This window comes from Streptomyces sp. NPDC030820 (assembly GCF_055572075.1).
This window is the reverse complement of the sequence record NZ_JBVIEB010000015.1, coordinates 218252-229913: the sequence shown is the minus strand read 5'-3', so window position 1 is coordinate 229913 and position 11662 is coordinate 218252. Positions and strand designations below refer to the sequence as shown.

Annotated in this window: 12 protein-coding genes and 1 pseudogene; 5 read left to right on the top strand and 8 right to left on the bottom strand. The window is 70.9% G+C overall.

What is annotated here, in order from left to right; translation table 11 throughout:
• Positions 1-109 precede the first annotated feature (109 nt).
• The 4 genes from ACZ418_RS34730 to ACZ418_RS34715 all read right to left on the bottom strand — a co-directional run bounded on the left by ACZ418_RS34730 (position 110) and on the right by ACZ418_RS34715 (position 3381).
• Positions 110-1036: a hypothetical protein gene (locus tag ACZ418_RS34730; RefSeq protein WP_468371060.1), complete on the bottom strand. Its 927-nt coding sequence runs from the start codon at positions 1034-1036 to the stop codon at positions 110-112.
• Positions 1037-1132: 96 nt separating this feature from the next.
• A complete protein-coding gene (locus tag ACZ418_RS34725; protein ID WP_468371058.1) occupies positions 1133-1654 on the bottom strand; it encodes a hypothetical protein in 522 nt (173 codons plus the stop codon).
• A gap of 293 nt (positions 1655-1947) precedes the next feature.
• The gene (locus ACZ418_RS34720; RefSeq protein WP_468371057.1) at positions 1948-2889 is read right to left on the bottom strand and encodes a M56 family metallopeptidase; all 942 of its coding nucleotides are present in this window, start codon (positions 2887-2889) and stop codon (positions 1948-1950) included.
• A 102-nt stretch (positions 2890-2991) separates the two neighbouring features.
• On the bottom strand, positions 2992-3381 hold the full coding sequence (locus tag ACZ418_RS34715) for a BlaI/MecI/CopY family transcriptional regulator (protein ID WP_468371056.1): 390 nt from the start codon (positions 3379-3381) through the stop codon (positions 2992-2994).
• Between the two features lie 97 nt (positions 3382-3478).
• Here ACZ418_RS34715 and ACZ418_RS34710 point away from each other — a divergent pair, with 97 nt between their 5' ends.
• Positions 3479-4315, top strand: a complete 837-nt coding sequence (locus ACZ418_RS34710; protein WP_468371054.1) for an undecaprenyl-diphosphate phosphatase — start codon at positions 3479-3481, stop codon at positions 4313-4315.
• A gap of 127 nt (positions 4316-4442) precedes the next feature.
• Here ACZ418_RS34710 and ACZ418_RS34705 read toward each other — a convergent pair whose 3' ends face one another.
• The 3 genes from ACZ418_RS34705 to ACZ418_RS34695 all read right to left on the bottom strand — a co-directional run bounded on the left by ACZ418_RS34705 (position 4443) and on the right by ACZ418_RS34695 (position 7843).
• Entirely contained in the window at positions 4443-6974 is a 2532-nt protein-coding gene (locus ACZ418_RS34705) for a WD40/YVTN/BNR-like repeat-containing protein (protein ID WP_468371053.1), read from the bottom strand.
• Positions 6975-7330: 356 nt separating this feature from the next.
• The gene (locus ACZ418_RS34700; RefSeq protein WP_468371052.1) at positions 7331-7480 is read right to left on the bottom strand and encodes a hypothetical protein; all 150 of its coding nucleotides are present in this window, start codon (positions 7478-7480) and stop codon (positions 7331-7333) included.
• A gap of 111 nt (positions 7481-7591) precedes the next feature.
• Entirely contained in the window at positions 7592-7843 is a 252-nt protein-coding gene (locus ACZ418_RS34695) for a hypothetical protein (RefSeq protein WP_468371051.1), read from the bottom strand.
• A gap of 244 nt (positions 7844-8087) precedes the next feature.
• Here ACZ418_RS34695 and ACZ418_RS34690 point away from each other — a divergent pair, with 244 nt between their 5' ends.
• The 3 genes and pseudogenes from ACZ418_RS34690 to ACZ418_RS34680 form a co-directional block, all read left to right on the top strand.
• Entirely contained in the window at positions 8088-8276 is a 189-nt protein-coding gene (locus ACZ418_RS34690; RefSeq protein WP_468371049.1) for a hypothetical protein, read from the top strand.
• A 225-nt stretch (positions 8277-8501) separates the two neighbouring features.
• Positions 8502-9050, top strand: a complete 549-nt coding sequence (locus ACZ418_RS34685) for an SMI1/KNR4 family protein (RefSeq protein ID WP_468371048.1) — start codon at positions 8502-8504, stop codon at positions 9048-9050.
• A 235-nt stretch (positions 9051-9285) separates the two neighbouring features.
• A pseudogene (locus tag ACZ418_RS34680) lies at positions 9286-9612 on the top strand (hypothetical protein); the annotation flags it as partial.
• Positions 9613-9698: 86 nt separating this feature from the next.
• Here ACZ418_RS34680 and ACZ418_RS34675 read toward each other — a convergent pair.
• Positions 9699-10103, bottom strand: coding sequence for a VOC family protein (locus ACZ418_RS34675; protein WP_468371047.1), 405 nt, complete (start codon positions 10101-10103; stop codon positions 9699-9701).
• Between the two features lie 200 nt (positions 10104-10303).
• On the opposite strand from ACZ418_RS34675, the gene ACZ418_RS34670 reads away from it, so the two are divergent.
• Positions 10304-11662 (top strand): salicylate synthase, encoded by a 1359-nt coding sequence (locus tag ACZ418_RS34670; RefSeq protein WP_468371045.1) that lies wholly within the window; start codon positions 10304-10306, stop codon positions 11660-11662.

Sequence of the window (11662 nt, the reverse complement as noted above, 5' to 3'; positions counted from 1 at the left end):
AAGAACAAAACCACGAAAGACGAGGACCAGGAGAACGGAGACCAACCCCCCCCCCCCCCCCCCCTCTCCCCCCCCCCCCCCCCCCCCCCCCCCCCCCCCCACCGTCGGTTCAGGCGACGTGCAGGGTGAGGGACGCGGTGTGCAGCCTGCCGCCGGTCTGGAACTGGAGGAACAGCCGCCAGTTTCCGGACTGCGCGAACTCGGCGTGGAAGGGCAGCGTCGGCCCGCCGTGGTCGCCGTCGACCCGGGTCTCCGGGTGGAGGTGGGCGAAGGCGAGGTCGCCCTGGTGGAACGCGGTCAGGTGGGCGTAGGTGTCGAGGTAGGGCTGGAGGTCGGTGACCGGCTTGCCGTCCTTGGTGACGGTGGCGGTCAGCTGGTGTGCCATGCCCGCCATCGGATCGCCCTTCACCGTCACGGTGTAACCGTCGACGGTGGCGGTGCCGGACGCCTTCGGCAGGGGGTCGAGCATCGCCATGCCGGACACCTTCACGGTGCGGCTGAGGACGAAGTCCTTGCCCTTGCCGGCACCGCTGTCCGGGACGAAGGAGGCGTACATCCGCCAGGTACCCGGCTGCAGCGTGGCCAGCGGCGCGGTCCAGGTGCCGTCGCCGGCCATGGTGGGGTGCAGGTGCTGGAAGCCGGTGAGGTCGGAGCGGATGGCGTAGAAGTGCATCCGCTTGGTCTGGTCGACGGCGAAGCCGGTGACCGGCTTGCCGTCGGGGCCGGTGACGGTGAAGCGGTACGCGCTCGCCTTGCCGGCCGGGACGGTGGCGGCCGTGGCGGTCATCTTGTAGCCGTCCTTCGCGGAGGCCAGGCCGTTGCCCGCGGACACGGGCTCCATGCCGGGCATCGATGCCATGCCGTCGTCCGACGCGGACGGGGACGGCGTGGCGCTGTGGTCCATGCCGGCCATGCCGGAGCCGTGGCCGGAGCCGGAGGTGGAGTTCGAGCCGCAGGCGGCGAGGGTCAGGGTGAGTGCCGCGGTGGCGGCGGCCGCGGCGAGGGCGCGGCGGGATGTGCGGAAACGCTGGGTCATGAGTGTGTCTTTCCAGGTGGGCGCCGTGAGGCGGCGCTGCCTAACGTGGGAGAGCCGTGCGGGACCGCGGCGACGAGCCGGATCCCGGAGGTCTCGTCACGTCCGCGCGATGCACACCTGGAGCAGGAGTCGGCGCCCGCCGGCCGGTGGCCCCCGGCGACGGTTGCCGTCGGAACCCGGCCGGGCCCACGGCAGCAGGACGGCGGCCGGGAACACGAGGGCGGCCGCCGCGAGCGGAGGCGCCGGGATCCCGGACCGGGGCGTCGTGGCCAGACACAACGCACCCCGCATGGCCTCGTCCACGTGGGGTGCGGCTTTGGCGGCTGTGGTCGCGGGGCGGCCGGCGGGATGCGCTGCCTCGGCGTGGTCGGCGGGGTGCGCGGCCGGCGTCGAGGGCGCCGAGCGCATCGGGTCCGTGTGCGCAGCCATCGGGGCGGGTGCCGGTCCCATGACGGCGGTGTCGGTGGCCTGCATGGCTCCGTGGCAGCCGCCCGCGGCCGCGGCCGGGCCGCCGTGCATGAGGAACAGCCCGAGCAGCACGGCGACCAGAACGGGGGCCCGCACCGCCTGGCGGATGCGGGCCCTGGCCGTGTCGGCGGCGGGCTGCGCGAGGATCACGGCTCCACCTTACGGGTGCGTACGAGCGGGCACGCGGAAAAGCGGGCCGAACGGGGGAGAGGAGGGCTCTGCGGCGTTCAGTGGCCGGGTCCACGTGCCCGGGGTGGCCTGCCGGCGCCTGGGTGGCCGTTTTGGTGGCCCTTCTGACCAGTGAGCGCCCCGAAGGGACGCGGCGCTGTATCGATGTGCGGCTCCGCCTCGTGGGCGCGACCAGCCCCAACGCACCAGCAGCCGGGAACGGCCCGCCCCCCCGACGGTGCCGTGCCGCAGGCGGCCGGACCCCGACGGCGCGGTCAGGACACGCCAACCGTCCGCAGCAGCAGGTGGAAGTCATGGGCCGCCTCCGCCGTGGCCAGCGTCGCCGCGGTCAGGACCGCTGCCGTCGCCGCCGTGAGAGCCGGGTGGCGGCCCAGCGGCGGAGCCAGCAGCGCGGCGACGCGGCGGGGGACCGGGCCGGCCTTGGCAAGGGGGCTTCGGCGGCCGAGGAAGCCGAGGGCCGCACCGGCGATCCGGGCGAGCGCGGGAGCGCGGTGCGCGGCGAGGGCCGCCTTGCCGACGGTGCGGGCGACCCGCCTGCGGTCACCGGTCGAGGCGGCCGCGTTCTCGTCGGCCCAGCGCTCGATCGTGTAGGTGACCGCGGTGGCGAGGGGACGCAGGAACGGGTTGGCGGCGGCGCCGAGCTGGGCGAGGGCGACGAAGGCGTAGTGGTGGGCGGTCAGATGGGCGCGCTCGTGGGCGAGCAGGATGTCGTGCTCGGACTCCTCCAGGCTGTGCAGCATGCCGGTGGAGACGACGATCCGCCCGGGCAGTCCGGGGATGGCGAAGGCGTCGGGAGCGTCGTCGGGGACGACGACCAGACCGTCCCGGGCGGGCATGCAGGCGGCGTCCCACGCGGCGGCGGCCAGTGAACGGGCCCGGCGCCACAGCATCCGTGCCGCCATCAGCACGGCGCCACCGAGCAGCAGGCCGGCGATCAGCGACACGGACAGCGCGGCGGGGGCGTCGTGCTGTGCGGTGCCGGCCGACCAGTGGCCCAGGGCGGCGAGTTGCGGGACACGGATCAGGCCGGCCACGGCCAGCAGGCCCAGGGATATCGTGCTCGCCGCGCCCAGGACGAGGGACGAGGCGGTGAGCAGCCAGGTGGCGAGGCGGGGTTCGCAGCGTTCGGCCAGCGGGCGGGCGCCGAGCGGGGCGATGAGCGAGAGCAGCAGCGGCAGATAGACGGCGACATGCATTCCGAGCGGCCCCTTCCTGTTCCTACCGGTCTACCGGTTCCTGCCGGTCTACTGGTTCCTGCCGGTCTACCGGTTCCGGTCGGTTACCGGTTCGTGCTGGTCCTACTGGCCGGGGTGCTGGTCGGGGCCGAGCAGCTGACGCAGCAACTCGGCGTCCGTGTCGGACAGTTCGTCGGCGAACCGGGCGAGGACGGCCTCGCGGTCGGGCCGCTCCTCCAGGACGGTGCGCATCCGGCGGGCGGCGAGGCCGGCGTCGTCGGTGACGGGGGCGTAGGCGTAGGCCCGGCCGCGGGGGGTGCGGCCGAGCAGGCCCTTGGTGTACATGCGGGTGAGGATCGTGACCACGCTGCTGTACGTCAGCTCGCCCCCGAGCCGCTCGGCGACCTCCCCGGGGGTCAGCGCGCCCTCGGCCCGCTGCAGCAGGCCGAGGAGTTCGGCCTCGCGTACTCCGTTGGCCCGCTTGGGGCCGCGTCCCTGTGTGTGGGCGCCCATGGGTTTGTCGTTCTCCCGCTGATCTTCTACAGTCGTGTAGAACTTCTACGGCCGTGTAAATGCTGCTGACGTCCGAGTGTGCCACGAAAGGACCCCGATGAGCGCCATAAGCCTCGGTCAGGCTGTTGTTCTCGGCATCGTCGAGGGGGTGACCGAGTTCCTGCCCGTCTCCTCGACCGGCCATCTGAAGATCGCCGAGGGGCTGATGGGCATCCCGGTCGAGGACACCTCGGTCGTCGGCTTCACCGCCGTCATCCAGGTCGGCGCCATCGCCGCCGTGCTGTTCTACTTCTTCAAGGACATCGTGCGGATCGTCTCCGCCTGGGGGCGCGGCCTGCGCAACCGTGAGGAGCGTTACCACCACGACTACAAGTTCGCCTGGTGGGTCATCTACGCCACCATCCCGATCGTCGTGGTCGGCCTGGCCGCCAAGAAGCTGGTCGAGGGCCCGCTGGGCTCGCTGTGGGTGGTGGCCGGCTCGCTGATCGTCGGCTCGGCCGTGATGTGGGCGGCCGACCAGATGGGGCGGCACAAGCGCGGCGAGGACGACACGACCTTCAGGGACGCGATGTGGGTCGGCTGCTCCCAGATCCTCGCCCTGCTCTTCCCCGGTTTCTCCCGCTCCGGCGCCACCATGTCCACCGCGCTCGTCCTGGACCTCGACCGCGTCGCCGCCACCCGGCTGTCGTTCTTCCTCGGCATCCCGGCCCTGACCGGCGCGGGCCTGTACGAGCTGAAGGACGCCGTGGGCGCCGGAGTCGGCGTCGTCCCGCTCGCCGTGGGCACCGCCGTCTCCTTCGTGGTCGCCTACGCCTCCATCGCCTGGCTGCTGAAGTTCGTCGCCAAGCACACCTTCAACGCCTTCGTGGTCTACCGCATCGTCATCGGCCTGGGGCTGCTGGGCCTGCTGGCCACCGGGGTGCTGAGCGCCTGACCGGGCCGGCCGCCGTACGCCGTCCGGCCAAGGGTGTCGTGAGGCGTCGGCTCGTACCCGGATCGGCTCGCACACGGAAGGGGGCCCCGGACCGACCGGTCCGGGGCCCCCTGTGCTGTCGCCGGTGTTACGGCGTCCGGGTCTTCCAGATGCCGCGGCCGTGCGTGGCCACGTACACCTGGCTGCCGTCCGGGCTCGACGAGAGGTAGACCGCCGGCGAGGTGGGCAGGTTCGTGCCCAGACGCGCCCAGTGGCCCGCCGAGGTGCTGGTGAACACGCCCAGGTCGGTGGCGACCACGAGGGTGCCGTTCCGGGTGATCAGCGCCGAGTTGGCCGGGGCGTCCGGGAAGGAGTCCGAGGCCGCGGGGTCACCGCTGACGTCCGTCCAGGTCGTGCCGCCGTCGGTGGTCTTCCAGACGTGGCCGTAGCCGGCGCCGGGGCCCTCGTTCCAGTGCCGCGAGAAGCCGTTGATCACCGCGTAGACCGTCTTGCCGGACGCGTCGGACGGGTCGATGGCCAGACCGGAGACGTACCGGTTGGGGAAGGCGGCGGGCAGGCTCACCTGGTGCCAGGTGCCGCCGTAGTTGGTGGCGATGCCCCGCCCGAAGGTGCCGTCGACCTTGGAGCAGGGTCCGCACCAGGCCGCCCACGTCACATGGTTGCGGCTGGCGACCGCCGAGGCGGAGTGGCCGGCGCCCAGGTCGTACAGCTTGGTCCAGTCGGCGCCGGAGGTGCTGTTCCAGGTCCTGGTGTTGCCCCAGACGTACTGGCCGCCCGCGACCCACAGGCCGTTCGGGTCGGTCTCGTCCGCGCTGAACGGGGCGATGAAGCGGGCGCCCGGGTCGCCGGGTGCGATGTCGGTGATGACGTCCTCGGAGCCGTCGTCGCTCGCGGTGTAGCCGCAGTTGTTCGTGATCTGCAGCGCGAGGTCGACGTACTCGCCGACCGTCTGGCAGCCGTTGTCCGGGTTGACCAGCTGGTCGCCGCCGTCACCGCCGAACGGGGAGACCATCTCGCCGTCCGGGTTGAGCTGCTGCCCCTGGTAGGTGGCGCCCTGGGGCGCGAGCAGCGAGACGCCGTTGTCCTGCAGGCCGCCCCAGACGGCGTCGCCGCTGCCGTCGGTCATCTTCCCCGCGCGTACCGAGTAGTACTGCAGGTTGCGCAGGGTGCCGGACTCGTTGAGGTTGCGCCAGCCGGCGGTGGTCTGCGCGGTCGGGCGGGCGTAGGCACCGCCGTCGTTGCCGACGAACACCTCCGGCGTGCTGCCCTTCCACTGCGAGAAGGCGAGCGCGTGCTGGTCGGAGTGCATCACGTCGCCGTCGCAGGAGTTCGCGGCCGGGTCGTACGAGAAGCACTTCATGCCGAAGTTCCAGTACCGGCCGATCGCCTTCCAGGTGGCGCCGCCGTCCCGGGACTCGAACATCTCCTCAAGGCCCAGGTAGACGTGGTTCGGGTCGTTCGGGTCGACCGCGATGACCTGGTCGTACCAGGCCTGGGAGCCGGGCTGGTAGCCGGAGCCGATCGCGTTGATCTTCATCGCCGAGCCGCTCGCCGACAGCGACGAGGAGGTCGCGATCTGCTGGAACGAGCCGCTGGCGTCGCCGCTCCGGCTGACGTACACGCCGGCGAGCACCGAGTACACGCCGGAGCCGGACGCCTTGTTGAGGAGTTTCGGGGACTCCATCGAGACGTACAGCTTGCTGCCGTCGGCCGCGTAGGCGAAGGCGGCGTTGCCGATCTCGGCGGGGTTGATCGCGCCCGTCGGGTTGGACCGCTTCCAGGTGGTGCCGGCGTCGTCGGAGTAGTAGAAGCCGTTGTAGTCGGCGCCGCTGCGCCAGGCCACGTTCGCCAGCAGCTTCCTGCCGTCGGTGCCGGGCTGTACGGCGATGTCGTTGGCGATGTCCGCGTAGTGGCTGTCCACCCCGCAGCCCACGCCGCTGATGCCGATGCCCGCGCACGGGGCCAGAACCCTGGACCAGGCGGCGTTCTGCCCGGCCGACAGCGGGCGCCGGAAGACGCCGTGCGAGGAGGCGGCGAAGACGTACCCGGCGGCCTTGTCGAAGGTGAGGGTGTGGATGGAGCTGCTGTCCAGCTCGGTGCCGCCCACCTTGTCGCTCTCGCCGAAGCTGCCGGTGACCGGGTCGGCGAGCCGGTAGACGCCGCTGCCCAGGTAGTTGTCGGAGGCGGTGGTCGCCTCACCGGTGGCCAGCCACAGCGAGCCGTCGGGCGCGACCGCGAGGGCCCCCACGGACAGGGCGGGCAGCCGGTCGGCGATCGGCGTCCAGGTCTTGCCGTTGTCGGTGGACCGGAACACACCCCCGCCCGCGGCGCCCGCGTACACGACCCCCTGATGCGTGGGATCGGTGGCCAGGGCGGCGATACGACCGGCCGAATGCCCCGCGCCGCCCCCGGAGTTGGAGGCGGACCGGTCGCGGTAGTGCAGTGCGTCCTCGTTGTACGGCGAGGTGGTGACCTCGCTCCAACTGCCGGACGCGACCGGCATGTTCTTGATGTGCGCCCAGGCGCCGGCGTACGCGCCCGGCGCGATCTGTGCGCTGGGCGAGAGCCGCGGCTCGTTGAACGAGTCGAGGGACTCCATCAGTTCATGGGACTCCTCGCCCGCCACGTCATGGCGGCTGGATCCCGAGTCGCTGTCCACTCCGTAAGCGGCGACGGGTCCCGTCCCCGCTATCAGAAGCGCGGCGGCGACGACGGCGAAAGCCGACCGCCCACCACCCTCCGTCCCGCGGCGCGATCTGCGCCGTGCGGAATACACACGCATGGACTGTCTCCGGCTTCTTCGGCGTAAGTGGCAGCCGCCCCTACGGCCGCACTTGATCTCCTACTGCCGAGCGCCGGAACGCTACCCCCGTGCCCTCCCTCAACCACAGGTGTTTACCGCGACTTTATAGCCCAACAAACGTAACGATTGTTAAAAACCGCCTCGTTGGCCGTCTCGCCCACCGGGATCGGAAGCACACTCCATTACCTGCAGCGCAGTGCCCCGCTCCTCCGTTACTCCGGCTGCGCTGTCGACCACGGCTCGGTGGGGCGTGGCGTGCAGTGGCCGAGGAACATGTCGCCGTCGATGGTCGTGCCGCAGGCGCTGAAGACCAGGTGCGGGTAGAGCATGAGCGCCCACAGCTGGAGGATGGCCACCTCCATGCCGGGGACGTCGAGCCGGCCTCGGCGGGGTGATGGCGTTCCGGCCCGACCTGCTCCCAGACGGGGGCGAGTTCCGGTAAGCGGGGCAGTTCGGGGGCGACGAGGTCGGCGTCAGGTGTTGGAGGGATCTTCTCGGTCCGGGCGAGCGCGTTCGAAGCTGCGCGTGGCCGGGAGCACAGCGGCAGGCATGACCACTAGGTAGATCAGGCCGGTCCACGGCTGAGGGATCTCGGACTGAAGCACGATCGAGAGGGCCGCCAGAGCCACAAACCAGGCGAGCAGCAAGGGCCGCCGAGCGAGATGGCGCAGGCGGCTGGTGAACTTGCCTGGTCGCCGCGCGGCGTTAGCGTCAGCTGGCTTCATGCACGGACTGTACCGCCGCCGTGTTGCCCAACCAGAGAACGCCGACGCGGCGGCGGGCGAGGGCGATCACGGGGGGCATGTGCTTGTGGCCGCCCTGTCGATCCGTGGTTGGCCACGGTTCCCTCGAACGGTTGTGGCGCATTGCGGACACTTCCAGCTTCCGGGGCATGACCTTGAGGGGCGGGGCCGTGGCGTGCGACGAAGGGGGCGCCGTCCCTTCGGCCTCCATCCCGCTTCTCGCCCGTTGGTGATTCAGACGCTGGCGGACTGGCGGTTGTGCGGCGGCGCCCATGCCGGCGACGACCCGACGCCCTCCGGCGTACTCGCGGCCGCCGTGCAGACGGGTGACACCTCAGCCGTCGTCACGTACCGGGCCGAGGTCGGTGCGCTGACCCGGCAGGCGCCGCGAAGGCGCTGCCCGTCCCCGTCCTGAGCGACTTCGCGGTCACGGCGGACGGGCTGCATCTGGCGGTCCCGTCAGTTCAGGGCGCGACCGCCGATCGGTACCGCGTCTCGGATCTGGCGCTTGACGGGCAGTTCGCCATGGCGATGTACGGCAAGGCTGTCGCCGGGGCCCCGGACGGGAGCCGGGTCTACGGCGTGGCCGTCGACGCCTCCGGGGGAACACCGACGCTCCGCATCTGCGATCATCATCAGCGTGACCGATGACGAGGTGCTGGCCGCCGTCAAGGCCCGCGTTCAGGCAGGGCGCCCAACGGACCTGCACGACATTCCGCTCACGTCGGCACCCGCGTCCGCGGAGGCGCTGGCGGAGGCAGAGCGCATCATCGGTTACCCACTCCCGCCTCTGCTCCGCCGCCTCTACACGGAGGTGGCCAACGGCGGTTTCGGTCCCTTCGGCGGCATCGAAGGCCTCCGTGACGGATACACGAGCGACGGGCCAAGCATGCTGGAGATGTATCTCCAGTACGACGAGCCCGATCCGGATCCGGAAGCGCCACCTGCCCCGCCTCACGGGGTGTTGTTGTTCTGCGACCACGGCTGTGCCATGTGGTCCATGCTCGACTGCCGAAGCCCGGAAGGGCAGATGTGGTGGTGGGACCAGGGAGAGCGGCACAAGTGCGACCTGACGCTCCGTGAATGGCTGGGCATGTGGCTCGAAGGGAAGCTTGAGCACGGTATCCCGAGCGACCTCGCGCTGGAGGACGACGAGTCCTGGTACTGGCCCGAGACCGACGACCACTGAGCCCATTGCCACAGGCTGCTAGCAGGCCGATGTTCACGCGAACGCTCCGGCTGATACTCGCTGCGTCGCTTGTGGTTGTCATGGTGGCTGTGGTGATGCTCGTGACCATTCACCCGCCCAGAACCGAATGGGCGTGCACAGGGTTGGCCGTGATGGCGAAGAGCCGCCTTACGCCATGAGCCTGCGGTAGCGGATGAGAGTCCGTCCGCGACCGGATCGACGGGGTGTTCCCGGAGCTCGCGCTGCCTGCATCGAGCTGGTGAACGCGGCCAAGACCAGCGACAAGACCAGCGACAAGGGCAGCATCGGAATCCGTCTGCTCACGGACCTGCGCGACTGCGTCTTCAAGGGCGCGACCGTTCTGCACGACGCGTTGCAGCGCTACCGCCCGCCCCCGGCGGAAAGTACGGTACTTCCGCTGCCGAGGCCGGTAGCGAAGGTAGCGGAAGTAGCGGACCTGACAGGAAGGGGCCACCGCACCCGGAACCCTGCCGTTGTTGCCGTTGCCTGTGGTCGTGCGCACGGCGCCATCAAACACAGGGCCCACCGGCGCCGGGCCTGATCCACATCGGCGGATTTGCTGTTTTACCTGGTCAGGTCATTGGGCTGCCATGGGTCCACGCATCGCGGATCAGGGGGGCGGGCAGGTCAGCGGGTGGAGAGGATGTCCAGGTAGTGGCGGTTCTGCATGACGCCGAGGGTGTTGCCGAAGGGGTCCACGACCGAGGCGCCGATGAAGCCCTCGCCGAACTCGCGGATCGGCTCGTGGAGTGTTGCGCCCAGGGACAACAGGCGGTCCACGGCGGCCCGGACGTCATCCACGTGCCAGTAGATCACCGGGCCGCCCACGGCGCTCCCCTCGCCGTGTGCGCCCAGGGCTCCCGTGTACTTGCTGTCCAGCAGGCCCAGCTCGTGCTCGTAGTCGCCGATGCGGAACTCCACGTAGCCGGGGCGCTCGAAGTAGGGCTCGATGCCGAGGAGTTCGGTGTACCAGGACTTGGCGGACTCCAGGTCGGCGGTGTGGAAGCGGACCGTCGTGAGACCTCGCAGCATTTCTTGTTCCTCATGTGTGGGGGGCGTTGGGCTCTACGAAAGTAACCCTCTTGTAGGTCTGTTTCTGTCCTACATCCCTCGTCTCCTTCGTAGTTCGGTTTGGCAGTTCGAGAAGGAAGCCTGATCGGCTGGGCGGCGACCCGGGACTGTTACCTCCGTAACCTCATGGAAGGTAACAGCCTCACGGGAGGACCACGCAGATGATCGCCCTTGCCTCGCGTCACTACTACGAGACCCAACTGCCGCTCAGCGAAGACCCCTTGCTCATGGCGGCGCGGCTCGCCGACTCCGGGCTGCACGAGTCGTACGTCGTCTACGAGAACGGGGGGAGCTGGGCCTACGCGGGCGGTGTGCGCGCCGAGCTGACCCTCGACCGGGACGGTGCGCGGCTGCGCCAGGACGGGGTGCCCGACGCCGAGCTGCCCTGGAGCGACCAGCCGCTGCAGCTCGTCTCCGAGCTGCTCGCCCAGGTCGAAGTGCCCCACTGGCGCGCCTACGGCTGGGCCGCCTTCGAGCTGTCGTACGCCAAGGGCGGCGACCGCCGGCACCTCGGCGACCAGCGGCTGATGCAGCTCATCGTGCCGCGCGCCGAGGTCCGCTTCGGCGAGGGTCACGCCCTCCTGCGCGCCGCCGATCAGGCCACGCTCGACGCTCTCGTCAACACCGTCATCAGCCAGAAGCCTGCTGGTGGTGGGCGGCCTCGGGCCCTCGATGTCCACGCCACCGACGGCACCCACTACCGGGCCGCCGTCCAGCACGCCGTCGACGACATCAACGCCGGTGAGCTGCACAAGGTGATCCTGTCCCGGGTCGTCGAGGTGCCGGGGCGGACCGATCTGACCGCCACGTACGTCGCCGGGCGGCGTGGCAACAACCCCGCCCGCTCCTTCATGCTCGACCTCGGCGGCACCGAGGCCATCGGCTTCAGCCCCGAGATCGTCGTCCAGGTCTCCGAGGACGGGCGGGTCGTGAGCCAGCCGCTGGCCGGCACCCGTGCCCTCACCGAGGACGTCCTGGTCAACGAGAGCCTGCGCGCCGACCTCTTCGGCTCCCCGAAGGAGGTCTACGAGCACGCCATCTCGGTCAAGGTCGGCGCGGACGAACTGGTCGACGTGTGCGTCGAGGGGTCCGTGGAGGTCCCCGAGTTCATGGCCGTGAGGGAGCGGGGAAGTGTGCAGCACCTCGCCTCCCGCGTTGCCGGGCGGCTCGCCCCGGGGCGGAACGCGTGGGACGCCTTCGGCGCCGTCTTCCCCGCCGTCACCGCCTCCGGTGTGCCCAAGGCCGCCGCCTACGACTCCATCCGGCGGTACGAGACCGAGGCGCGCGGGCTGTACAGCGGCGCCGTCCTCACCGTCGACCACTCCGGCGCCATGGACGCGGCCCTCGTGCTGCGCAGCGCCTACCGCCAGGGCGAACGCACCTGGCTGCGCGCCGGGGCCGGCATCGTCGGACACTCCACGCCCGAGCGGGAGTTCGAGGAGACGTGCGAGAAGCTCGACAGCGTCGCCCGGTTCCTGGTCCCGGCGACGGACGACCCCCGTGACGGGGACCAGCGATGA